The sequence below is a fragment of the Mycolicibacterium tusciae genome, from assembly GCF_002086795.1.
In the GTDB taxonomy this organism is placed as follows: domain Bacteria; phylum Actinomycetota; class Actinomycetes; order Mycobacteriales; family Mycobacteriaceae; genus Mycobacterium; species Mycobacterium tusciae.
Map to the genome: position 1 here is coordinate 305,744 of NZ_MVIM01000006.1, position 24,509 is coordinate 330,252.

General features: G+C 63.2%; 18 protein-coding genes and 4 pseudogenes. 4 read left to right on the forward strand and 18 right to left on the reverse strand.

Annotation, left to right across the window (positions count from 1 at the left end; translation table 11 throughout):
- Window positions 1-96: 96 nt before the first annotated feature.
- The 3 genes from BST47_RS31450 to BST47_RS14110 all read right to left on the reverse strand — a co-directional run bounded on the left by BST47_RS31450 (window position 97) and on the right by BST47_RS14110 (window position 3,790).
- A complete protein-coding gene (locus tag BST47_RS31450) occupies window positions 97-579 on the reverse strand; it encodes a hemophore-related protein (protein WP_067395762.1) in 483 nt (160 codons plus the stop codon).
- A gap of 1,007 nt (window positions 580-1,586) precedes the next feature.
- Window positions 1,587-1,751 carry a hypothetical protein gene (locus BST47_RS30685; RefSeq protein WP_165604485.1) on the reverse strand — a complete coding sequence of 55 codons (165 nt, stop codon included), beginning with the start codon at window positions 1,749-1,751 and terminating at the stop codon, window positions 1,587-1,589.
- Between the two features lie 11 nt (window positions 1,752-1,762).
- Window positions 1,763-3,790 (reverse strand): heavy metal translocating P-type ATPase, encoded by a 2,028-nt coding sequence (locus tag BST47_RS14110; RefSeq protein ID WP_234809711.1) that lies wholly within the window; start codon window positions 3,788-3,790, stop codon window positions 1,763-1,765.
- Between the two features lie 555 nt (window positions 3,791-4,345).
- Here BST47_RS14110 and BST47_RS31640 point away from each other — a divergent pair.
- Window positions 4,346-4,537 (forward strand): annotated as a pseudogene (locus BST47_RS31640) (transposase); the annotation flags it as partial.
- Between the two features lie 188 nt (window positions 4,538-4,725).
- On the opposite strand, the gene BST47_RS14120 reads toward BST47_RS31640, so the two are convergent.
- The 4 genes and pseudogenes from BST47_RS14120 to BST47_RS31455 form a co-directional block, all read right to left on the reverse strand.
- Window positions 4,726-5,709 (reverse strand): Acg family FMN-binding oxidoreductase, encoded by a 984-nt coding sequence (locus BST47_RS14120; protein WP_083126192.1) that lies wholly within the window; start codon window positions 5,707-5,709, stop codon window positions 4,726-4,728.
- Window positions 5,710-5,875: 166 nt separating this feature from the next.
- Window positions 5,876-6,519 (reverse strand): annotated as a pseudogene (locus BST47_RS14125) (alpha/beta-hydrolase family protein); the annotation flags it as partial.
- A 261-nt stretch (window positions 6,520-6,780) separates the two neighbouring features.
- Window positions 6,781-7,014, reverse strand: a complete 234-nt coding sequence (locus BST47_RS14130; RefSeq protein WP_067395772.1) for a DUF2933 domain-containing protein — start codon at window positions 7,012-7,014, stop codon at window positions 6,781-6,783.
- A 462-nt stretch (window positions 7,015-7,476) separates the two neighbouring features.
- Window positions 7,477-7,605 (reverse strand): hypothetical protein, encoded by a 129-nt coding sequence (locus tag BST47_RS31455; RefSeq protein WP_272937639.1) that lies wholly within the window; start codon window positions 7,603-7,605, stop codon window positions 7,477-7,479.
- 730 nt (window positions 7,606-8,335) lie between these two features.
- Between BST47_RS31455 and BST47_RS14135 the strand changes: the two are divergent.
- A pseudogene (locus tag BST47_RS14135) lies at window positions 8,336-8,519 on the forward strand (transposase); the annotation flags it as partial.
- Window positions 8,520-8,776: 257 nt separating this feature from the next.
- Here BST47_RS14135 and BST47_RS14140 read toward each other — a convergent pair.
- Window positions 8,777-11,239, reverse strand: coding sequence for a phosphoketolase family protein (locus BST47_RS14140; RefSeq protein ID WP_083126122.1), 2,463 nt, complete (start codon window positions 11,237-11,239; stop codon window positions 8,777-8,779).
- A gap of 56 nt (window positions 11,240-11,295) precedes the next feature.
- On the reverse strand, window positions 11,296-12,225 hold the full coding sequence (locus BST47_RS14145; RefSeq protein ID WP_234809701.1) for a DMT family transporter: 930 nt from the start codon (window positions 12,223-12,225) through the stop codon (window positions 11,296-11,298).
- A gap of 278 nt (window positions 12,226-12,503) precedes the next feature.
- On the opposite strand from BST47_RS14145, the gene BST47_RS14150 reads away from it, so the two are divergent.
- A complete protein-coding gene (locus tag BST47_RS14150; protein WP_083126123.1) occupies window positions 12,504-15,410 on the forward strand; it encodes a glycoside hydrolase family 65 protein in 2,907 nt (968 codons plus the stop codon).
- A 717-nt stretch (window positions 15,411-16,127) separates the two neighbouring features.
- On the opposite strand, the gene BST47_RS31135 is transcribed toward BST47_RS14150, so the two are convergent.
- The 3 genes and pseudogenes from BST47_RS31135 to BST47_RS30250 all read right to left on the reverse strand — a co-directional run.
- The gene (locus BST47_RS31135; RefSeq protein ID WP_234809702.1) at window positions 16,128-16,613 is read right to left on the reverse strand and encodes a type II glyceraldehyde-3-phosphate dehydrogenase; all 486 of its coding nucleotides are present in this window, start codon (window positions 16,611-16,613) and stop codon (window positions 16,128-16,130) included.
- A 28-nt stretch (window positions 16,614-16,641) separates the two neighbouring features.
- Window positions 16,642-17,055, reverse strand: a complete 414-nt coding sequence (locus BST47_RS31140; RefSeq protein WP_234809703.1) for a hypothetical protein — start codon at window positions 17,053-17,055, stop codon at window positions 16,642-16,644.
- A gap of 316 nt (window positions 17,056-17,371) precedes the next feature.
- A pseudogene (locus tag BST47_RS30250) lies at window positions 17,372-18,123 on the reverse strand (transposase); the annotation flags it as partial.
- Window positions 18,124-18,271: 148 nt separating this feature from the next.
- On the opposite strand from BST47_RS30250, the gene BST47_RS14170 reads away from it, so the two are divergent.
- The gene (locus BST47_RS14170; protein ID WP_234809704.1) at window positions 18,272-18,859 is read left to right on the forward strand and encodes an LOG family protein; all 588 of its coding nucleotides are present in this window, start codon (window positions 18,272-18,274) and stop codon (window positions 18,857-18,859) included.
- A gap of 516 nt (window positions 18,860-19,375) precedes the next feature.
- Here the strand turns inward: BST47_RS14170 and BST47_RS14175 are convergent.
- From BST47_RS14175 to BST47_RS14200, 6 genes are all read right to left on the reverse strand, one after another.
- On the reverse strand, window positions 19,376-19,642 hold the full coding sequence (locus tag BST47_RS14175; protein ID WP_234809705.1) for a hypothetical protein: 267 nt from the start codon (window positions 19,640-19,642) through the stop codon (window positions 19,376-19,378).
- A 1,339-nt stretch (window positions 19,643-20,981) separates the two neighbouring features.
- Complete coding sequence (locus BST47_RS31645) at window positions 20,982-21,218, reverse strand: transposase (protein ID WP_083126127.1); 237 nt, start codon at window positions 21,216-21,218, stop codon at window positions 20,982-20,984.
- Window positions 21,215-21,448 (reverse strand): hypothetical protein, encoded by a 234-nt coding sequence (locus BST47_RS14185; RefSeq protein WP_133056212.1) that lies wholly within the window; start codon window positions 21,446-21,448, stop codon window positions 21,215-21,217. Before BST47_RS14185 ends, BST47_RS31645 begins: the two co-directional genes overlap by 4 nt.
- Before the next feature lie 411 nt (window positions 21,449-21,859).
- Complete coding sequence (locus BST47_RS14190) at window positions 21,860-22,936, reverse strand: YVTN family beta-propeller repeat protein (RefSeq protein ID WP_234809706.1); 1,077 nt, start codon at window positions 22,934-22,936, stop codon at window positions 21,860-21,862.
- A 446-nt stretch (window positions 22,937-23,382) separates the two neighbouring features.
- Window positions 23,383-23,640, reverse strand: coding sequence for a heavy-metal-associated domain-containing protein (locus tag BST47_RS14195; RefSeq protein WP_420094036.1), 258 nt, complete (start codon window positions 23,638-23,640; stop codon window positions 23,383-23,385).
- Window positions 23,641-23,846: 206 nt separating this feature from the next.
- Window positions 23,847-24,254, reverse strand: coding sequence for a four-helix bundle copper-binding protein (locus BST47_RS14200; RefSeq protein ID WP_083126130.1), 408 nt, complete (start codon window positions 24,252-24,254; stop codon window positions 23,847-23,849).
- Window positions 24,255-24,509 lie beyond the last annotated feature (255 nt).

Below are 24,509 nucleotides of genomic sequence, written 5' to 3' on the forward strand. Positions count from 1 at the left end.
AGCCACCCACCGAAGACGAGTTGCGCTCAGAGGTTGTGACGCCACGTCGCACCACTGTCATTTCCCGCGTAGTCATTAAGCGACGAGCGCCAAGACTCACTGCCCAGGCATCGCTCCAGGCGCCATCTGCCCGGGCCCCATGCCGCCGGGACCCATCTGTCCGGGCGCCATACCACCGGGCCCCATGCCGTCGGGCATCATCCCTGGGCCCATGGGCAAGCCGCATCTCGCACTCAGATCCTTAACCGGTTGATGGATGTTCTGAAAGGCAGCAGCCACGTCTGGGTGATTCTCGGTGAACGCTTGAATCACGCCGTGCCGCTCCTGGGGTGTGGCCTTGCTTCTGGCATCGACAAACACCTGTTGAACGTCGGGGCGGGAGTCGAGATAGTCAGCCATTCGAGTCATCGCTGCAGCGTGCGCGCGCATCACGGCGGCCGGAGAACACGGATCCGGCGGCGGTGGCTGCGCAACCGCAGCTCCGGCTGCTACCGACGCTACGATGCACGACGCCGCAACAGCGGTAGTCGCCCCACCCAGACGCCGTCTTACCCATCTGTATTGCAGAACCTCATTCATTTCATGTCTCCTCTCGATTGCTACTCCCCGACTACCGCCCGTTGCCGCGCAAACGCGCGTGTGTGCTATGCCCGTGCACGAACCGAACCAAAGGAGTTCGCACTAGCCATTGCTCCGAAGTGCAGTCACGTATTAATCGCCGACGGACATATAGGCTGGACGCGGCATCTGCCGCCGGAGGGCTCGGACCGGTGACTCGCCGGCTCTGCGCTAGCTTCATCAGCCTCTCCTTGTCGAGCCTGTTACTTCACTCCCTGCACTACCGAAGTGACTCTGCTATATGAGAATTGACGATAGCGTGTGACGCTGTCAAGGTTCTGCGAAAGAGGTGATTCGAGCATCTTCGTTCGCGGCTGATACTCCCTCCCTTGGCTCGGTAAAGCTCTACACGGTCGCTCGAGGAGCTTGCCACAGTAACAGTTAGCTCTCTTTGCGGCGACGCACACCGCACGCCGAAAGCGAGCAAAGCGGCCGCAATTTCCTTGTAGGCCAACGTCCTTGCCCAGTCGGTCAGCTTCTCCACCTCGACCCATCCTGGAGGAAGTGCGTCCCGACGTTGCCATGCTCAATCTCAACTGAACATTCCGCTCAGCGCATCACTGCCACTAGATAGACGTTGCAAGCTATATGTAGTTGGTCAATACTAAGATGATCCGTGTGCGGACTGTGCACACTGCAGTAGCGACTCGTCACGCACAAACACCCAAAGTTGGGCAAGCGAGCCGCCCATAATTGAAGCACCGTCGCGGTGACCGTCTCCGCAAGTCGGCACAGCATTCCGTCCGCAGGGCCGCCGATGGGCAGGCGCTCGAATGGCTCAGCGAAGTCGACCGCCGAATTGGATGCGCGACAACGGTGCTTGTGCTGACGAAACTAGAAGTGAGAATCTGCCTTACCAGACGGCGTGGGAAGTAGGGCAGGTTCGCTGGTAGGCCACGCTTGCAGAGTCCGGTGCCCGCCCTGCCTGCGATGCAGCACGTTCCGGTGTGGGTGCCGGCCAACACCGTTCACCCCGCGTCGACGTGCAGCAGCGGCGGCGCCAATGCTGTACGCGGGCCGACGCGACCGCGATCGATGTCGGGCATCGCAATCGGTGCCCGCGGCGGCGGGGCGGTTCCGCAGGCCGCCAGCATCAACACCGCGACAGCGACGACAGCGCCGCGTTCGGCCACGAAAGGATCTTCTAGGCATCGATACTGACTGATGCACCTCTGTTGGCGCGGATGTGGCGAGTGGCTTGTCGGATCCGGGCCAAGTGGGCGGGGTCCAGATCAAGGCGGCGCAACAGCTGGGCGTTGAGCGCGACGACGATCGTCGAGACCGACATGAGCACCGCCGCCGCGGCAGGCGGCAGCACCACCCCGATCGGGGCGAGTACACCGGCGGCCAACGGTACGGCGATGATGTTGTATCCGGTCGCCCACACCAGGTTCTGCCACATCTTGCGGTAGCTGGCGTGGGACAGTTCGATGATCGACAGCACTGCGCGCGGGTCGTTGGCTGCCAGCACCACCCCCGCGGATTCGATTGCGACATCGGTACCGGCGCCGATGGCCACGCCGACGTCGGCGCGGGCCAACGCCGGTGCGTCGTTGACGCCGTCGCCGACCATCGCCACCCGGTGCCCACGCTTTTGCAGTTCGGCGACCTTGGCGTCCTTGTGTTCGGGCAGCACCTCGGCGAACACCTCATCGATGCCCAGATCCGTGGCAACCGCATCGGCGACCTGTTGGGCATCGCCGGTGATCAGCGCCACCTTGACGTTTCGGGCGTGCAACGCGTCGATCGCCTGACGCGATTCCTCCCGGACGGCGTCTTCGAGTGCCACCGCGCCCAGCACCTGGTTATCGCGGACGATATGCAGCACCGAGGCACCGCGCTGCACCCAACCGCGGGTCACTGCGCTGACATCATCGGGGACCGACAGTCGCAGGTCGGCCAGCATGGCCGGGCCACCGACCGAAACGTCGGTGCCGTCGACGCTGGCGCGCACCCCCCGGCCGGGCAGGGACCGGAAGTCGTTAGCGACAACCCGCTCACTGGACGGCATCCGTGATTGGGCCGCGGCCACGATGGCCCGGGCGACCGGATGCTCACTGTCGGACTCGACCGCGGCGGCCAGCGCGAGCAGCTGCTCTTCACTGATCCCGGCGGTGGCAACGGTGCCGGTGACCTGATGTCGCCCCTCGGTCAAGGTGCCGGTCTTGTCGAAAAGCACCACATCCACCGTGCGCATCCGTTCCAGCGCCAGCCGATCCTTGACCAGCACCCCGGCGCGTGCGGCGCGTTCAGTGGAGATTGCGATGACTAGCGGAATCGCCAGCCCGAGGGCATGTGGACACGCGATGACCAGGACGGTGACCGTGCGGGTCACCGCATAGTCGAGGTTGCCCAACAACGTCCACACCGCGAAGGTGATCACACCGGTGACGGCGGCGAAATAGAACAGAAACGCGGCGGCCTTGTCGGCGAGTGCCTGCGCCCGCGAAGAGGAAGCCTGCGCGGCGGCGACCATACGCTGGATACCGGCCAGGGCGGTGTCATCGCCGACCGCGGTGATCTGCACCCGCAGAGCGCTGTCGGTGGCCACGGTGCCGGCCACCACGGTATCGCCGACCTGGCGGGTCACCGGCTTGGACTCGCCGGTGATCATCGACTCGTCAACCTCGGCGCGGCCGTCGGTGACTGCGCCGTCGGCTGGCACCCGGGCGCCGGCACGCACCAGCACCACATCGCCTAGCTCCAGCTCTGAGAGAGGGACCTCGCGGACTCCGTCGTCGGTGACCTTCTCGGCGGTGTCGGGCAACATCGCCGCCAGTGCGTCCAGTGCCCCCGATGCTGAACCCAGGGCCCGCATCTCCAGCCAATGCCCCAGCAGCATGATGACGATCAGCAACGCCAGTTCCCACCAGAAATCCAGGTTGAAACCCCCGATCCCCAGAGTGGTGACCCACGAGGCGACGAACGCGACGCTGATCGCCATCGCGATCAGCAGCATCATCCCGGGACGGCGCGATTTCACCTCGGCCCAGCCGCCGGTGAGAAACGGCATGCCACCATAGACAAAGATCACCGTGCCCAGAATCGGGGCGATCCATGTCATGCCCGGAAAGTCCGGCCGGGTGTAGCCGAACAGTTCGGCGATCATGTGGCTGAACACCACCACCGGTACCGACAGAACCAGGCTGAACCAGAACCGGCGGCGAAACATCTCCCCGTGCGCGCCATGGCCGGCATGTCGATCATGACCGTCATGTCCGGCCTGGGGATCCTGTCCGATGTAAGCCAGATGCTCTCCGTGCCCAGCGTGGGGATCTTCGGCGCTGGGCGCTGGGCTCTGCGCCTGGGGGGCGTGCTCGTGTCTGGCGGATCCCGGATGTGGGCCGACGCGTCCCTTCTCTGGGTTGGACATCACAGCTCCTGACAGCAAGTAGGTGGGATGAAACCAATGCAGGTATTCACCGGTCAACCCTGCGCGCTTGGTTGAATCGGCACTCTCAACGTCTACTGACCGCCATAGTACGACAGCGTCCCATTACTCGAATCTTTCGGGACGTCGCCGAATTGCGTCCGGTTGTGGCATCATCGGCACAAGCCCAAGTCGATGGCGTAATGGTCCGCGCCGGCGCTCGAAAAATCAAGGCGCACGCAATCCGTGTAGAGCCGATCATGTTCGCCGGCATTGGCGTTTCATGGACGCGGAATCCGGGTTCCGTCATGCACGTAGTGGACAACCGATAACCAGCTCTAGATAACACTACCGGCCTTCGGCAAGAACGAGATCTGGCTCGATCTCGCCGCCCTGGCCTACGAGCTGCTGACCTGGACCCAATTGCTGGCCTGGCCCGCCCCCCGCAGCTGGGAACCCAAACGATTACGCTTGCGGCTGCTGAGCGTGGCCGGGTGGATCATCATCACCGGCCGCCGCCACATCCTGCGCCTGAGCCGACGATGGCCTGCTGATCAACGGACTACGAAACCTCGCCGTACTCAACTGAATTCACCACCGGCAACCCACCACCAAGGACACAGGAGAATCAGCGACACCGCGCCGAGGACCACCAACGCCCAGTCCACCGCACCCGACACAACCGACCCCACCCCCCAGCAAACTGAGCCCTTCACCAAAGATCGAGGCTAGGGAGGCTAGGGGCCGATTTCGAGCACGTCGGTTAGCGGCCGCCGCGGTGTGGGAGGTGGCGGCGGATCGGTTGGCGGCGCGGTGCCGATTCGGATCAACACCTGCGGCTCGGCGGTTCGTCTGGTGAGGCGGCGCACGATTTCGCGGCTGGCGGCCGCTTCGATCATGTGTGTCAGGGTGCAGGTGCCCAGATCGGCCATGGTGGCCTCCAGCAGCACGGCGGAGAGCACTTCGCCGCAGACCAGCACGGAGTCGCGGCTGTCATCGTAGGTGGACAACACCAGAATCTTGGCGTCATCGCGATCGATGTCGGCGCGCCGGTTGGTCTCGCCGCGGACAGGAAAGGCCCGCCCCACATCCACCCGAGCCGATTCAGCGCCGGAGGCCAACGCGGTCGGCGGGATGCCCTGTGTGGATGGCGGTTGTGTTGTCCACCATGCTAATTCGGCGTGGTAGGACGCATCGTAGCGTCGCAACTGCTCGGTGAGCCGCGACGCGTGTGCCAATTGGGAACGGGCATCCGCGTCGAGGACATCCAGATACGTGCCGTTGCCGATGACCGTTGCGCGCAACACGGTTTCAAACGCCTCCCAGCTCGCGGGGACCGCGAACGCAAGCCGATCGGTACGCCGGTGGGCGATGGCCACCGCGCGGCCGCGTTGGGCATCGGTGACGAACACCGCACGCGCGAACTCAACTGTTGCCAGGTGATCGCGATCGTTCGGGTTGGGGAAGCGCTCGGTGAGGCTGTCCCAGCCCGCCGCGGCCATGGCCACCCGTAAATGATCCAACACGGCACCACAACTGAGCAGCACCTCCTTCCCGGTGTGGTCGCTGCCGTGACCGATACGGGTGGGATCCGCATGCAGATCAAGCACCCCGTCGTGTAGCACCCATCGCCAGGGTTGACTGTTATGCAGCGACGGCGCCCGCACCGCCAACTCCAGCGCATCCTGGATCACGTCCAACGCCACCATGTGTTCGTTCACGGCCACTCCCGAATCCTTCGCGCCTGTCCCCCACACTCAAGACTGGAGGCCGCTGGGGCGTCAATGCAGCGGTACTAGGACACGAAATCGAGGGCAGAAGGCCCCTTTTCAATCCGCGGGGAGTTCGTCAAAACCGCTGGGCCCCGACGGTGCCACGTCGGCTGGGCTATTGGGGCGTCTGGATCATCGCGGGCAGGCGCTCGGTTTTGTCGGCGGTCCATGCCGGTGGTCTGCAAGGCCAACGCCCAGGCGTCACAAGGTCTTTGACGTAGCGGTGGCCGTGGCCCTCGGGGACTCCGGTCGCCACGGCCATGTCCGCGGCGATCTGCAGGAATGTCACCACCGGAATCCACTGTAATTCATGCTCGCCAACGCGTCATTGCCGCGGTCCTCTTTGAGCCAATCCGGTTTGCGCAACGCCAGATCGGGATCCCACCAGGCGATGGGATCGCAGGGGTGCTGCAGATAGACGATGCGCAGGTGATCCCACCCAGCGTCGGGCCGGGAGAGATCTGCTGCGCGGGCAGCGAACCGCACGTTCTGGCCGCGCTGGTAGACCGGCAGCCACTGCGGTGAATCCGCGTCGCGGTCCTCGGTCAGCCCTGTCCACATCGTGTTGGTGAACGTCGGGCCGGAAAATATCGCCCCATCCGTGCGGGCGATGAGGTTGTTCAGCGACGAGAACGCCGCCTCGGCGCCGAAGGACCCCAGGCTTTCCCCGAACACCACGAGATTGGGTTGCTGCCCGTCGGGCAGCGTGCGCACCCGCGCGGAGACCGCTTCGAACAGGGCCTCACCGCGTTCGGTTGCGACGGTGCGCCCCGATGGCGGTTCGGTGCGCGGCGCCGAACGTTTGACGCATCGGCTTTTTGCGGCGACGGATTGGGTCCACAACGCCCTTACCGTCAGTGGCGTGGCTGGCGCGTGCACCAGGCGATCCCGCGGTAGCGTCCATGCGCGCCGAAAACGGCGACAACCATGCTTCGCTCGTCACGGTTGATCACCATGTCTTCTGACTTGCCGGTTGCATCGGCCATCGCGCTGCCGTCCGATCCGCGGTGTCTTTGGTGGTTATGGCCGCCCGGCGGAGTCGCGATGATCGTGGGTGTCGGTGGACTCACGATCGGAACCATGGCCATGGCCATGGCCGCCGCCCATTCCGCCCATCATGAACATCATCATCACCGGGCATGCCAGCAAGAGCAGGGCCAGCAGGACAAGCGACGCCGGGGCGCCCAAGACCATCGCGGCCAACGCGACGGCGACGACCGCTGCGCCATACCAAAGAGCGCGCTGAGTCTTCATCGGGGATCCTTTCATCGGTGCTACAGTGCCGATTTTGCACTACCCACCGGGACGCGCCAACAGCACAACGTCCACTAGCGGCGGGCCAATTGGGCTCTATCGCAACCGACCAAAGTCCCCGGCTGTGCCCGACGGGGCGCAATGCCGGCGCATGCCGGCCAGCGACGTTCGCCCCTCGCCTAATACTGTTTGAATTGGCAGACGATGGCGACACCGAAGCGCCGGCAACGATACATGCGGTGGGTGAGGCCACTGCGAGGTGTACGCGGTACTTCGCTCCCCAGGCGGTGCCGCCGAGGCGGCTCGATAACATCCCACGCCTTCTCGCTGGGCCGTTCGCAGGCGATGATGAGCGCGGCATCCATGCGACATCACCGAAAGAGATATCGCGCCCCCAGAGATCATCGCTGAACGGGTTTCTCGCACTTATGCTCAAGCGACTGCAGCGACTGTTCTGTCGTCTTACGGCGACGTGCTGCGGCGGGCGAGGATGACCGCTGCGGCAATGACTAACCCGGCGAGCCAGGTTAGGCCAATCAACAGCGGGCCGATCTGGTCGAATTGTGCGGTGAGGCCGGTATCGAAGACCACCTTCGTCCAATCGTATCCGGGCAGCGCCCGTGCCCCTGGTGGGCGGCGCAGGCCGAAGCATAGGGCTTTGGACGTTCGTCCCGGATCCGGCGGTGGCCTGCCGTGGTGGCGGTGAATTCGCGTCCTCCCCCGTCCTACCCGACCCTCCGCGCCGTAACGGCGAAAGCCGCCTCCGTGTCCGCATGCCCTCCAGGACGAAAATCATTGGCTCGATTCGGTTGTCGACCACAGCCGCAGAGACAACCTGACATTCTGCCCAACGTGAATCCGTCGACGACACCAGAGATGTGGCAGCGACGACAGCCGACACTGTCGGTGACAGACACAACTGACCGGAGTTGGCGCAAACGTGTGCGGTCACCACTGGTTGTTTTCGGCGAGGCTATCGCCGCAGCCGCAACCGCCATGATCGACCGCCTGGGGTCCACCGCGCCGAAGTGATCGCAACCAACGGAACACAAAGCTGCAGTTGACCGTTGCACGGACTTCGGCGCAGGCCGTCCCCCGGGTTGTATGTGCACTCCTGATCACCGGCGTCGACGACGCCGGCCGCTTGTTCGGAGTGCGTTGGATGGCCGAGTAATTATGACCGCACATCGAGCATTCAATGTCGCATGGTTAGCGGTATCGGCCAAACACGCCCCGGCGGTGACCGCGGCGGTCAATACGGTTTTTCGCCTACACCGACCCCGTCGACGTCGCTGCCCCGAGGGCACGTGTGAAGTGTTCGGGTACCGCGGTGGGTGACAGTGAGTCCTACGAGTTCTGGCGCGTGTTTTTGGCCTCGCTGCGCGCCCGCGGCCTGGCCGGGGTGCATCTGGTCATCTGCAATGCTACGCCGGACTGAAAACCGCTGTGGCCCAACAGTTACCGACTCATCATGGCAGCGCTGCCGGGTGCATTTCATGCGCAATCGGCACACCACGGGGTACCACGGCGCAAGAGCTTGATAGCGTCCGAGCCCATTCGGTCTCGGCCTCGAAATCCCACCACCCCAGGAGACTTACCCCCGCAACCAGCCAGGTCCAGGCGCCGGCGCCACGTTCACCCTCAGGTTGCCCATAGCCACCACGTCTACGCGACAGCTACCAACGCCGCGCCGTGACAGCCACGTGAGGCCCGGCTTTAGGTGAGTGTGGCCCCGGCCCCACCGACGGGTGTTCCCAACCGCTTACCCCGGCCAGGTCCATTCGGCGACTTCGGGAATGTCGGCGCCGTACTGTCGGGTCCAGGCCCTCGCCCGAAGACGGGCATCGACCATTTCCTGACGCAGCCCGGCGGCCCGGGTGCCTAGTGCGCAAACACGGTCGATGACATCGATGACCAGGTGGTACCGGTCCAGGTCGTTGAGCATCACCATGTCGAAGGGGGTTGTGGTGGTGCCTCTTTCCTTGTATCCGCGGACGTGGAGGTTCTGGTGGTTGGTTCGGTTGTAGGTGAGCCGGTGCACCAGCCACGGATAGCCGTGGAAGGCGAAGATCACCGGACTGCTTTCGGTGAACAGACTGTCAAATTCGTAATCGGGCAGCCCGTGGGGATGTTTGTCTTCGGGCAGCAGTCGCATCAGGTCCACCACATTGACCACACGAACCCGTAAGTCTGGGAGGCGATCCCGCAAAATCGATGCAGCGGCCAGGGTTTCCAGTGTTGGGATGTCGCCAGCGCATGCCAGTACGACATCGGGCACGGTTCCCACAACATCGTTGTTGCCGGCCCAGGGCCAGGTTCCCACCCCACGCGCGCAGTGCAGGGCCGCATCGGTCGCCGACAGCCAATCGGCTTGTGGTTGTTTGCCCGCGACCACCACGTTGACGTAGTGCCGCGAGCGCAGGCAGTGGTCATAGGTCGAGAGCAAGGTGTTGGTATCCGGGGGCAGGTAAACCCGCACGATCTCGGGTCTTTTGTTCATCACCACGTCCAGGAAGCCTGGGTCCTGGTGGGTGAAACCGTTGTGGTCCTGCCGCCAGACATGTGATGACAGTAGGTAGTTGAGGCTGGGGATGGGGCGGCGCCAGGGCACCGCCATGCTGGCTTGCAGCCACTTGGCGTGCTGGTTGTACATGGAGTCGACGATGTGGATGAACGCCTCATAGCAGGTGAAGACGCCGTGTCGGCCGGTCAGCAGGTATCCTTCCAGCAGCCCTTGGCACATGTGTTCGGACAGCACTTCGATCACTCGGCCGTGCGGATCGAGTCCTTCGTCGAACTCGCCGATGTCGGCCTGCCATTTGCGGCCGGTGACCTCCAGAATGTCCTGCAGCCGGTTGCTGGCAAGTTCATCAGGCGCGAAGGTCAAAAAATTCGTCCGATTCCAGTCGGTCACGTCGCGAAGCCACCGGCCCAACATCCGGGTGGCCGCGTGCGAGGTGGCCCCCGGAGCCGAAACCTTGACGCTGTACTCGCGCCAGTCGGGCAGCCGCAGATCGCGCAACTGGGTTCCGCCGTTGCTCACCGGGTTGGCGCTCATTCGTCGATCGCCGTCAGGCACCAGCTTCGACAGCGCGGCCACCGGTCGCCCAGCTTCGTCGAAAAGGTCCTCCGGACGGTAGGACTGCAACCACTCTTGGAGGACCTCGCGGTGTCGCGTATCGGTCCGCGCGGCGGGCAGGGGCACCTGGTGGGAACGAAACGTACCCTCGACCTGCTGCCCGTCGACGATGGGCGGACATGTCCAGCCCTTCGGCGTGCGTAACACAATCATGGGCCAGCGCCGGTCGGAGGGCCGGTCGGTATTCAACAGGGCCGCCTCCTTGATCTGTTCGACCTGGTTAAGACAGACATCCAGAGCGGCGGCCATCGCTTGATGCACGGTCGCGGGGTCATCACCGCTGACCACATGCGGGTCATAGCCGTATCCGCGCAACAATTCCAACAGGCGAGATTCGGGCATACGGGCGAAGATGGTGGGGTTGGCGATTTTGTACTCGTTCAGCGCGAGAATCGGTATTACCGTGCCGTCGCGGACCGGATTCAAGAATGTGTGCGCGTGCCAACTGGTCGCCAGCGGCGCGGTTTCGGATTCACCATCACCGACGACGCAAAAGACCGTCAAGTCAGGATTATCCAGCGCTGCCCCGAACGCATGGAACAACGAATAACCCAACTCACCGCCCTCGTGGATCGAACCCGGCGTCTCCGGCGCGCAATGGCTCGGAACACCCCCTGGATAAGAGAATTGGGTGAAGAACGCCTTCATCCCGGCGAGATCCTGCGGGATGTGGCTGTAAAGCTCGGAATAGGTGCCTTCCAACCAGGCGCACGCGTTGGGGCCCGGTCCACCATGCCCGGGCCCGGCAACAAACAAGGCGCTCAGCTCGCGGCGAATTATCTGTCTATTGGCGTGTGCCCACACCAAGTTCAGCCCGGGTACGGTGCCGAAGTGGCCGAGCAGACGTGGCTTGATGTGTTCGGGCTGCAGCGGCTCACGCGCCACAGGGTTGTCCAACAGATAGATCTGCCCGACCGACAGGTAGTTCGCCGCGCGCCACCAGGCATCGACAAGGTTCAGCTCATCGCGACTCAGCGGCCCGCCAGCATCCCCCAGGGTGTAAGGCTGCGGTGCGATGGATTCCCCGGTGCTCGTGTCCACGTCGTCGGCCGACGTGTCCCCTCCCATACTCGCTAACTGCGCCATCTACCGTGCCTTTCTTCGTTGCCATGATCAAGTCTGAGGTTGTTTGCGATGTCGGCTCAGCCATCACCCCTGATGTGCTGCGGCCGGGTCGTGATGCGCCCGGCAACGGCGACGATCGCCAGGGCGGTGACCACGGTTGCTGCACCCAGCAGTTCGGCCAAAGCCAGCCTTTCGCCGACCACGACGACGCCCAGCGCCAAACCCACCACAGGCACCAGCAACGTCCACGACGTCACCGCAGTGATCGACGCGCGCCGCAGCTCGACAAACCACAACAGGTAGGGCAGCGCGGTGCCCCCAACAGCCAGCACAAACAACGCCACCCAGCTGTGCGCCGACATTCCCACGGTCGGTGGCCCATCGATCACTGCTGCGAGGACGGCCAGAGCGGCACCGCCGACCAGAAACTGCCTGTAACCCAACTTCAGCACATCGACGTCGGCCAGCCGGCGAGCCAGCAGAGCACCCGCCGTGACCCCTACCGCCGCCAGCAGCGCCAACCCGTAACCCCGGCCACCGCCCGAGGGCACCGCAATGAGAAGCAGGCCTCCCACCCCGAACACCACCGCGGCGATTTCGGCGGTTCGGGGCCGCTCGCCGAACAGCGCCCACGCCGGCAATACCACCAGGAGCGCCTGTGAATTCGCCAGCACCGTGGCCATACCTGTGGCGATGCCGGTGGAGCTGGCGGCCATCGCCGCAAACGACACCGTGACATTCATCAGTGCCAGTACGCCGATCAACGCCCACGTACCCAGCCTCATCTGCGGCGATGGCGCCCCAGGAGTCCAGTTGACCGCTGCACCTAGGGCCCACAACACCAACCCGGCCACGATGGCGCGCCAGGTGACGAACCACAGCGTCGATACACCGTCGAGACCCCAGTCCAGCAACGGGAAGCAGGAGCCCCACGCTATGGCGATCACCACCATCCGCCACGGCCGCACCCCTCCCTTCGAGACACCACCGCGGCCGACATCGCTCACAGGCTCGCCTTCCACTGCGTGCGAATAACGCGCAGTTGACACGTCGGGCGCCGAGAAGATCTCCTACTATCGAAGATAGTACTAACCAAAGACGGGCTGGGCGACACCAGTCGTCAGTTGGCTGACAACTCACAGACCATCGCGACGGCTGCCCCCATCAGCAGCAGCGCGTGACTTCTTGGAAGCCGGATTGAGAGTTCCTCCCTATCGACGTATGCACCGTCTTCCTCGCGGTAACGCCGGCTCGGCCGTAGTCACACGACACATAGGTGGGCGAAATGGATCATGAGAATCGCTCCGCCAGCGGCTTACACGCGGTCATCATCGATGCCGGCGCGGTCCGGGCGGACGAATCAGTGGCGAAGCTGGTGCACACTTTGCACTCGGCCGGCGTACCCACCGCGGTTGTCCTCAAAGAGCTCCCCGCCGACGAAAGCCTTGAGGGCAGCGACGGCCCACCGGTTTTGCGCAGTAACAACTCCGACCGCGCAGTGTTTGTACAAGCCGCACGTCGCCTGCGCACCGCGCCGGTGGAAGCGGTCGTGGTGACGCGCGATGCGGCGGGTGTGCGCAGTGCGGCGGCGGCGGGGATCGGCTTGATTGTCGGGGTGGACACAACGGGCGACCGTTCTCAACTGATTTCATCGGGCGCGGACGTGGTGGTGACCGACGTGGCCCAGGCCAACCTGACCGGTCTGCTCAGCGGTACCGACCCCGAGCGTGCAGCCAGCCCGTCGGACGGCGCCGACGACCGATGGTGCGGCGGAGCGGACCCGGCAGTCAGTGGCTGGCTTCTCAGCTACGATGGTTTTGATCCCGACCACGAGGGAACCCGGGAAACGCTGTGCACGTTGGGAAACGGCTATTGGGCCACCCGCGGGTCAGCACCGAGCAGTACTCTCGGCGAAACTCACTATCCCGGAACCTATTTCGCAGGCGTATACAACAGGGTGATCAGCGATATCGGTGACCGGCTCGTCGAGTCCGAACATATGGTCAATGCACCCGATTGGACTTACGTCAGAATCCAGGTAGCCGACGGCCAACCCATGTGTCCCGGAAGCACCGAGATGATCAGTCATGACCAACGCCTCGATTTGCGCCGTGGAGTGTTGACCCGCACCACTCGTTACCGCGACAGCCACGGCCGCGTCACCCGAATCACCAGCCGACAGCTGCACTCGCTGGCAACGCCACACCTGGCCGCTCTCGAGATTGCAATCAAGGCGGAAACCTGGGCCGGACGGATCCACGTGCGTTCAGCGGTCAACGGTGACGTGAGCAACAGCAACGCCGCCGACGACGCGCCGTTGAATCATCACCACCTGACGATTGTCGATGTGACTCAGCCAGACGCAGAGACGGTGGTCGTCGAAGCCGTCACCAACCAGTCGGGGATCAGCCTGGTCACCGCAGCGCGAACCCGGCTACGTCAGGGCCAGGACCCGGCGGTGGACGGAAAGGCCTTCACCGAAACCGCGCTGGCCGGCCATGATTTCGTGCTCGACGTCGAACCCGATGCTGAGGTGATCCTAGAAAAGGTCGTCGCGGTTGCCACCTCACGCGACCGGGGCATCTCAACAGCACCGTTAGCTGCCACCGACCGAATCCGACAAGCACCCCACTTCGACCAGCTGCTCGCCGAGCACGTCAACGCATGGCAACAGTGGTGGTCCCGGTTCGGCATCGGCATGCTGACCGGAGCGCGCCAGCGGCTCGCGCTGAACCTGCACATCTTCCACACTCTGCAAACCGTGGCAGCGGCCAGCCCCGAACTCGACGCCGGCGTACCCGCACGCGGCCTGCACGGCGAGGGCTATCGCGGACACATCTTCTGGGACGAACTGTTCATCTACCCGATGCTCACATTGCGCCGACCCGAACTAACCCGCTCGCTGCTGCTCTACCGCTACCGCCGACTCGCGAAGGCGCAAACCGCCGCGCGCACTGTTGGGCTGGCAGGGGCGATGTTTCCATGGCAGAGCGGAAGCGACGGCCGCGAGGAGACGCCCACCGAATTGTTCAATCTGCGCAACCAGCAATGGATGCCCGACAATTCCCACCAGCAACGTCACGTCGGCCTTGCCCTGGCTTACAGCGTATGGCAGTACTACCAAGCCACCGCCGATATCGATTTCCTCGTCCATCACGGTGCCGAGATCGTGGTGGAGGTCGCCCGGTTCTTCGCCGACCTTGCCACCCACGACGCAACTGATGACCGCTTCGACATCACCGGCGTGATGGGCCCTGACGAATTCCATGACGGCTACCCCAACGCCCCCGGCGAGGGACTACGCAACAACACCTACACCAACGTGCTCGCATCCTGGGTACTGACACGAGCGCGCGACATAATTGACCTGCTACACCAGCGCGACTGCGGCCCATCGCTGTCTCGACTCGCAGTCAACGCCGAGGAACTGAACCGATGGGACCGGACCAGCCGGCGGCTGCGGATTCCGTTTCATGACAGCGTCATCAGCCAGTTCGAAGGCTATGAGGACCTCGCCGAATTCGACTGGGACCGCTACCGCCAACGTTATGGCAACATCGGGCGCCTCGACCTGATTTTGCAAGCCGAAGGTGACAGCACCAACTGCTACCGACTGTCCAAACAGGCCGATGTGCTCATGCTGTTCTACTTGTTCTCCGCCGAAGAACTACGGGCCGTCTTCACCCGCCTCGGCTACCAGCTGCCACCAGAACTCATCCCCCGCACCGTGCACTACTACCTTTCCCGCACCAGCCATGGGTCCACCCTGAGCCGACTGGTGCACAGTTGGGTGCTTGCCCGGTCAGACCGTGCGCATTCATGGTCCCTGTTCACCGAGGCATTGGACAGCGACCTCGCCGACATCCAGGGCGGGACAACACGCACGGGTATCCATTTGGGTGCGATGGCCGGCACCGCGGACATGGTGATCAGATGCTACGCCGGAGTCGAAACCCGTGACGATGTCCTGCGCCTTCACCCACTGCTGCCCCGCCAGCTCGGCGCCGTCAGCTTCCAAATGCGCTACCGCGGCCAACCGATCGACGTCAAACTCAGCAGCAACCGTGTGGTGCTGGACCTTCATCCGTGGGCGACCGGCCCGATCCGGATTTGCCTCGAAGATGTCACACGAACACTGATCCCAGGCCAACGCTGGGAAATGGCACTGTCCGAGGCGAATACCACCGGCTAGACAACACGCATGGGACCAGAACCCGTCAACGCTCAGGAGAGCATCGCCATCTGCAACATCAACACGCAACGCCATAGCACTCTTACTACCCACGTATGCGGCCAGCTACTGGATATGTGCGAGAGCAGGGGCTGGTAGCGGCCCGGAACTTCTCGCTAGCGGCCGAGAGGACGATGATGGTGAGTCTTGCCTGTCCCGCAGGACGGCTTCGGCTGGCCGCTGCGAACGCTGGGCAGCTGCCGCGCCGGTATTTGGAGGGGTTGCAGTTCCGGCTATCCGCCGACAGCACGACGAACGGTCACCACGGCGGCGGGCCCGTGCCCGACAGTGACGACATTGGCCCCGTCACCGGTACTTGTGTCCCCCACCTCATGCCTCGATCACCATTGGCCGCCACCCGCCAACCCGGACTTTGCTTCGGTCCGCGCGGTGCCGTGCGCCACGCCTACGCTGTGTCGGCTTGGCCGAGTCGGAGGCGGTGTTGGGTCCGCGACCCGTCACGCATGCGAAAGTGGGTCACGAGCCCACCGGTGTCACCAGCCATCCGATGTTGCATAGAGACTAGCTATAGCTAGAATCACCACCGGATCGACCGGAGTGGTCTTGTGCTGGCGCATTCCTGGCTCGCCGAGAGCGGCGCTTCGAGACGACCGGTAGAAGGGTTTAGTCATCGGGATGGTCATCCATGTGGCCGGCAATTGACGGCGCGGCGCACCGTCATACCAGCTTTAAGCCAATCCCGAGGGCTGCATCAGTTTTCGCCATCGACGCCTCGGGGTCCTGGTCGCGACTTGTCAGCGCCCGTATGGCATCAATCGTATCCGGAATGACGATGGCCTGGTTGTCCACCATATAGGCATAGAAGGCTTCGCCCTCGCTGACGGCCACCATGTCTTCCCACAACGCGACCTCGTAGAGATCGTCGCGCGGGCGCCCGAGGTCTGCCATCAATTCCTTGACGGTGTTGAGCGCTGTCAAGCCATCATCCATGCGGATCATCGCGATTCGCGACGACTGCCGGAAGGCGTCGATGACTTCTTCGGCGCTGGCGTCTCGGGTGAGCTGAACCGACCAGCTGTGCAGGTGAGCCAGCGTCTGCGGCACCTTGACCGCGATCGTCACCACGTCCAGCTCAGCATCGACGGTCTGGGCATCCGGCCCCTGGTGGCTGGGAATCGTGGCCTCCGGCACCAGGGTGTTCATAATGCCGCCCTCATGACTCTCCCATGGGTCAGTCGCCCGGCGCATCGTAGTTCGCCTCGGCCACAAAGGAGTGCCCGGTAACCTCGTGATTCTCGCCACCTTGCACGATGAATTTCACCCCATGCGCACGGTAGTACTCAGCGTTCTGCGCGCCCAACGGTTTTGGCGTGCAATCGACCACCACCTCGGCATCGTTGAGTAGATCCTCGAGATTACCTGCTACTTGCAGACCCCCACCGCGCATGACCTCGGTACGGTCGTCAACGGAGGAGAAGATTCGGAACCCTTTTTGCTCGGCAATTCTCATTCGCCATCCGGCGTCGATATCTGCGATACCGACCAGTTCCAAATCTTCCTGATTTGCCACCGCATCGGCGACCCGCTTGCCGATGACGTCATATCCGTTCACCGCAACGCGGATCTTTGCCGACTGCGCGCTCACAGGTGCTCCGTTCTAAATGTTCTTCGTTCGGCCGGCCTCAGCCGAATCAGGCGGTTTGTTGGGTTTCGCGTCGCAAAGTGAATATCTTGGCGTGCCCGCATCGGTTCAAAGATGCCCCGGTGACCGAGCATGGCGGTCCTCGTGCACGGATTTCGAGTGCGGTGCGAAGCCACGGTCCAAAATCATCTGACAGCAGAGGTTGTAGAACAAAACACGAGGTGGCGAGGTAGACACTGTAAACGCTACTCCAGCCCAGGCCTGACGAGAATGCGATGTAGCTCCCACGGAAGCCGGCGAACATGACGGCGAAGGCATTGGCGTGTTCTCCAACACCTCGCGCACTCGCCGCGGTGAGCGCCTTTGCCCCGTCGATGACCACCAGCAGCCCGTCATCGAACGTCAATCCATGCCCGACCAGGCCTGCCAGCAGCGAGCCCATCCCGGTCTTGTTCTCCGTTGGAGTCCTCCCCAGCCGACCGATTTCTTTGTTCCGTCGGCGGTGATCGCCAGCGCCACCACCGCGCACCGCTCAGCCATGTGCTAGCCATCGAGCATGAGGACCTCGAGTCGCGGCCCGTCAGGCCGTGGACATCAGCTCGGCCAGCGCGGTCTCGGTCCGGCGCACGAACCGGCGCGAAATCGCCGAGCGGCTGGTCGATTTCTTCTCCTTGTCAACCCGGCTCGGCGGGTGTGCCGGCGGGTGGCCACCCCAGCCAGTATTCGCTCCATCACCACCTGGGCCAGCAGGTCGTCGGCGACGAAGTGCGCGTAGCTCGTCAACGACACCTCCTGACTGTCGAGTCCGGGCTCGCGGCCGGGGTCACCGATCCCCTTCCCGGCGACGTGACGCACCGCGGCCCGGCCACCGTTTTGCTTACCCTTCGGCCGATAGGCCTCGGCGATCTCGGCCTCAAACATCTCGGCCATCACCGCCATCTTTGGCGGCCACGCTCATCGCGATCAGCCCTCACGTGCGGCGCCAACGATATCGAGAGCGCGCGCTTGATCTGGGCGCGGAGGACTCCGTCGATTGATGAGATGTATGTCCGCCGCGCGTGGGACCATCATGGCGATGCCAGAGTCAACAGAGCACCCTCCAGCGACTTGCGACGAGGAACTGCTGCGTTGGTTGGGACCGGACTTCGCTCTACTCGCCGGCGGTGACCCCGACCGGGTGACTCGGATTCGGGACGAAGTGGCGTCCGGATTTACAGCCTTGGCGAAGGTCACGAACGCCGTGTCATTTTTCGGCTCCGCGCGCACGCCGCCGGATCACCCGCACTACAAGCTGGCGCACGCACTGGCTGCACGGCTGGGCGCGCTGGGTTTCGACATCATCACGGGTGGAGGACCCGGGATTATGGAGGCCGCCAACCGCGGCGCACGCGAGGCTGGCGTGCGTTCGATCGGCCTTGGCATAGAGCTCGCCCAAGAACAGGGCATCAATCCCTTCGTCGATCTCGAGCTTCACTTCCAGTATTTCTTTGTCCGCAAACTGATGTTCGTCCGCTACGCGAACGGGTTCGTAGTCCTTCCGGGAGGCTTCGGAACGCTCGATGAGCTCTTCGAGGCCTTGACTCTGATACAAACCGAAAAGATCCGCCACTTTCCGGTCGTGCTCGCGGGATCGGCGCACTGGAGTGGACTGCAGCGATGGATCCGCGAACGGCTGCTCAAGCCGGGAATGGTTGCGGCCGATGACGTTGAGCTACTTGTGCTCGCCGACGATCCTGACGAGATCGGCGAGATTGTCGATCGTTGCCGCCATCGTCAGTTGCAGACCTACCGATCGTCTGGATCGTGAGTTGAGCGGGACTGTGGTGTTGCCTGTTTCACCGCACAATTGTTCGGCGTCGTCTCGGTTGAGGGCAGCGGAGGCGATATGGCGATTACTTCGAGGTGCCGCAGCCGACGAGCACCAATGTGGCACGGTGAGCCTCCCACCAAGCCAGGCCAATCCGCGCCCTCAGCTGCCCGGTTCAGTCAGAGTGGGCGGTGGGCCCAGGGTCGAAGAGGATTTTGGTCCAGCCGTATCCGGGCAGCAAATCCGCCGTCGACCGAGAATGAAAGACGGTGCCCGAGCCTTGCGCGGTCGAACACGCGACAATGACCAGCCACGGGTGTGGACTACATGTGCCGATCGGATTCCGGTAGTACTGAAGTATCCGACGATGCCAGGCCGCGCAGAACTTCTCCAATTTCGTTGGAAGTCTACATGAGTCGGGCTGATCGACGACTATTGCTAGTGCTTGCGCCGTGGTTTGCTGGTTCGCTTACCATGGTTGCGGAGCCAACAGCTTTGCGCCGGACAGTGCCGCTTTTAACGGACGCTCTGGTGTTCGGCACGCGAACGACGGTCGACCGTGACGCGGCAGCACAGGTTATATGCCCAGACGAACACCACCCCGGCGTACACGCTGTAGACGATGCTCCAGCCCATGCCGGTCAAGAATCCGACGACACTCCAGCTGAAGCCGGGAAATGCGGCGGCAAAGGCACTGTCGGTAAACGTCGAGTGCGCCAGAGCCCGCCAGATGAAGCAGAGCACGTAGGTGATGACGCCGAACACCGCCAATGCTGAGCTCACGCGCGTGATGCTCAACCTCTTGTTAACCACCTGACGTCCCCTCGATGTATGCATTCTGTGTGTATGAACAACGACTGTGACTCAAAAAGTGCGACACCCGCAAAAGGACTTCTGATCACCACGCGGCGCCGAAAGTTCTCATTGCTTCAACCGCCCGGCCACTGGCGAGCCCAACTTCGACTCGTGGCGACCGACCGACCGCCAGTCCCAAGGTACCTGCTCACATCATGTTAGATCTCGCAAAACGCTTCGCTGGTTGTCCTCATAGAGACGACGCACTTACCGGATCGCAGTGCGGTGTTGGCATAGTCTCCTCGATCGCAATGCCCCGCGTAGCGGCCCCGTTTTGCAACAACTCAACCGCCGTCGGGGACGTCGATGCGCAGGTGCCGGGCTGGCGCGGCTATTAAGGTTCCCCGGCTCTAGTACTGGTACAGATAGTACTGATATGTCACGTACTGATGATGCAAATAGTACCTCAAGGGTGCGCACGGACACGTACGGAGATCGGGACGTGGTGCGATGCGCTCAGTTTGTTCCGGCGCATTTCGGAGCCGTTGGCAGGCCTAAGACTAAGCCGTCATGTCTGAGCAGGGCGCAACCGGTGAGGGGCCGCCTCGCAGACGTCGTTGACGGCCTTGCGCGGGACGCCACCATCGCTAATATGGACATTGTTAGTACTAGGTCACCCAATGGAAACTTCCAGCGGGCCTTAACGGCAGAGAGCATCGTGATGGCTATCGACAATCCCGTGCGGCGGCTTTTTGTGAGGGTGTGGATTGCAGCCGCTGCTGGGCTCCTCCTGTTGGCCCCGGTCCCGGCTGTGAACAGCGAGCCGACCGCGTCAGCGCAACCGTGTGTATCCGGCGAGGAACCAGATCCGTTGACCGGGACGTGTGTGCCCCACCTCGTTCCCAGAACACCGCAAGGCGCCATCCCCGGGAACCCCGACGTACCAGCGGTGCTGGGGCGGCCCTGCACTACACCCGCGGAATGCGCCCGCCTGGGGCGGGATCCGGGGACTCTGCCCCCCCAACCGGTTCCGCATTCCAAGACCGGCCACGACGGTAATGCAAGCAGTCACCCATAGCCACAGCGCGTCGGCCGCAGTTTCCGAAGACGACCACACCCCTGCGATCCGGGACGAGTCGGACATCTAGAAAACGAACGTTCCGGCGTGTCGCCCCGCGGCGTGAACTTGCGATGTGGCTCGCGCTCAGTAGGCAATGACGACCCGACGAGGATGAAGACGGCGAGCGAACCCCGCGGTTACCCAGCTCGATGACGACGTCCTGCAGGAACATCGTGCCCTCGCTGTGTCGAGTGCAAAGCCTTGATTTCATCGACCGCGACCTCGGTAAATATTGGAGATCCGCTCCCCGCGACACCGACACGCGTACACCTCGGCCAGGCGCATCATGATATCGGGGGTAGCTATGCCGCGCGGATACAGTGACAGCACAATGGAATTGATGCTGTTGAACCGGCGGTCTTTCTTCGCCGCAAATCGCCGGATCAAACGACCCGTGCGGTCGCGGGGCGAGTCAATCTTGACGCGACCATTGAACGTGGTCACCGTTTTCGGCGTCGTGCCGTTCGCGAGAATACCCGAGCCAGGCCCTGCCGGACCGCCTCATACCCGAAGATATGGGTCAGCTCCGAGTTCAGCGCGCGTTCCAGCACGGCCTTGGTCAACTCGTTTCGCAAACCATCAGCGCCGTCGATCGTGGTTCCCTCTTTGACCGCATCCTTGATCAGCGAATCCAACTCGGCGGTAGACGTCTCAGCGGTAAACGTCTCCGCCAATCGCCGAGGCGCGTTCCGCCGTACCCGCCACCTGACGTGGTCTTGCCCGCAAAACATCCTTACTGTCTGCCCGAACGGCGCTCCGCTGATGGACTACCCCGGCCTTACACAGACGGAATGCCACGGCCCGTGGGAGGGCTGTCCTCGTACAGGTGCCCGCGGAGAGCGCGCAGCACTTTGGTGCCGTCGGGGAGCTGGTGATCAGTCCAGCCTTCGAGCCCGGGGATGAAGAGTCTTGATCACATGATGAGTGCTGCAGTGGTGTAATGCCCGGTGCTGCTGATACCTCGTTAGTATGACTTCCGGTCGGTCCACCTGTGGCGAGCGGTGTGGTCATGCGATGCGTGCAAGACCGTCGCTGGCCGCGACCGATTTGAAGGCCTGTCAAACTGCAGTCGGTGTGGTCTGTGGCTAATGCCCATGGTCGTCGGGCGACTCTTCTTGACTGCTGGTAGCCGGTTCTGGCAACTTCAATGTCGTGGTTGTGGACGCGCCCGGTGCGGGGCGGCGGATTGAATAGCTGATGCCGGTGGGTTCGGCGCCGGTTGGAACCGTTGCCGCCACCGAGGACGTGGCTAATTCGATAACCGAGACTGTGTCGCTGTAGCTGTTGGTCACCCATGCCCGTGTGCTTGTGTCATCGATAACGACACCGTGGGGTCCGGAACCGGTGTTTACTCTGCTGCGCACGGTCATTGAATGGGTGTCGATCACCGACGCGGTGTTTCCCGGCTGGTCGCGTGTGCCCTGGTCTGCGGACACGACGGTTTCTCCATCGGGAGCCAGAAAGACCTGGACTGGCGGGGTCGGCACGGATACGGTACCGACCACCGTCCGAGTAGCCAGATCCACCTTCGCCACCGACGACGGATCACTGATTCCTGTGTAGGCGTAGCGGCCATCGGCGGTGACGGCCACCTGAGCCGGGCCCGCGCCCACGGGAACCGCGCCCAACAGCGTGTCAGTGGCGGGGTCGATCACATCGAGCGCGCCGGCCATGGTGTTGGCCACGACGATGATTGAGCCGTCGCCGGCGGGTCGCAGACCGTGCGGCATCCCGCCAAGCGTGATGCGGCCGGTCGGCTGCAGTTCAGGGGCCCGGTACACCGACACGGTGCCATCTGCCGCATTGGTCACGTAGACTTTGCCGTTGGCTTCGATGACGTGCGCAGGCTCTGCACCGGTTGGGGCGGTTGCCTTGACCGCAAATGTCGCCGCGTCGATCGCCACCAACAGATTTTCGCTACCGCTGACCGCGTATACGGTGTCCCCGCCAGGGCCCATTTGAACGTTGTGCGGCTCCTCGATCCCGTCGAGCGTGGCGATCACGGCGTTCGTCGACGCGTCGATGACCGTGATGCTGTCGCCGTCCTCATCTGCTACCCATACCGAGCCGGTTACGCTGCCAGCTGGCTCGGGCGATGCGCCTTCCTGTCTCGCGGGTCCATCCGCTTCGCCCGAGCAACCCGTCAATGCCATTGCCAGCATCACGACTAGGGCTATCGGATGTAGCGGAACTCCCCTTTTACTCATGGTTGAAATTGGCTTCAGCCGATGCGGCACATAGTGAGTCCATCGGAACACAGCCGGTCTCGCATCAGCGCCGGCTGGCATGTAAGGAACGACTGAGGCGCCACCCGAGCTAGGGAGATCGGACCGGCGCCCCAGCCGCCCCGACACATACTAACCTAAATAGTAGATAGCGAAAGTACTTCCTGAGACAGATACCGAAAGTTCGCGTATAGCCGTGTCGTTCGTGGCAAACTGCCACGGGTGCAGATACCGAGGCGGCTTTCGAAGGGCGCTGGAAGCGTCCGGAGCGTCACCCGCCCCCGGCGCCATTCGAGCGGTTGCAGCCTCCCTGAATCGCCATGGGGAGCCGTGCCAGAGAGCTGCCGTTCTCGACGCTTGTCAATAAGTAAGCGCCACCCGCGTCAGCACCTGGGCTGGTTTCGGCTGAGTGTGGCATCGTGGCGTGCCGCCACTGTGGACACTACCTGGACGGTACTCATGTCATCCGCACGGCGGTATATCCGGACTCGTTCTACGGCCGCCATTATGGCCGCATCGGCGATGGGCTCCTCACTGGTGACGACCAGTTCGCCGGTGGCAGCGCTCACCTCGACATGCTTGACGCCGCCGAGGGATCTGACTTCCTCGCGGACCGACATCTCACAGTGACCGCATGTCATCCCGGAGACGCGTATTCCGCTGTGGCCATTGGTGTATTCCTCCTCATGGGGACGATCGGCCAGCTCACTCCGTTTAGGAAACCGGGGCAGGTCAGGCTCTGCGTGTCATGCCGCAGAAGCGGGCCGGGCCCATACTGAATCACAGAAGCCAACGATGCCATCGATGCCATCGGCCTGCTGGCTACCCTCGGGAGGCTTCGCAGCGATCAGCCCAGCGATGAGAGCAGCTGTTCGCACGCCTGCCCGCAACGCCGACACACCTCGGAGCAGATTCGGCAGTGTTCGTGGTGCTCGGCATGCCTAGCGCATTCATCGCCACAGGACTGACACGCCGTGGCGCAGGCCTGCAACACCGGACGGGTCAGATTGGCATCGTAGCCGGTGTGGCGCGAAAGCACCCGACCCGTCGTCTCACACAGATCTGCACAATCGAGGTTGGTGCGAATGCAGGTGGTCAGCTCTTGGACCGATTGTTCACTCAGACAGGCATCTGCGCATGCGGTACATGCCTGTGCGCATTCGATACACGCCTCGATGCACGCCGTCAATGCCGCACGGTCGATGCCGCCGAGATCCTGCGGGTAGGTTTCCAGCATTTCAGCCGCGGTGCTCATTTGCCTCACTCCATCACTGTTGTCAGGTGTTGTGCCGCGAGGTTTCATCAAGACGCGGCTATCCGTGTGACCGCGGCCAGCCTGACGGCACAGCCACAACTCATGGACGACAGGCGCATACCCCACACATCTACGGTGAAACTCCGTAGGCCAAGCGTAGGGCAAGGGCGTGCCGTCGACAAGTACCCCGCGCGCCGCAGCGGCCTGCATCGAACGCCGGCGGCTTGGATACCGGGACGCGATACGCCAGTTAGC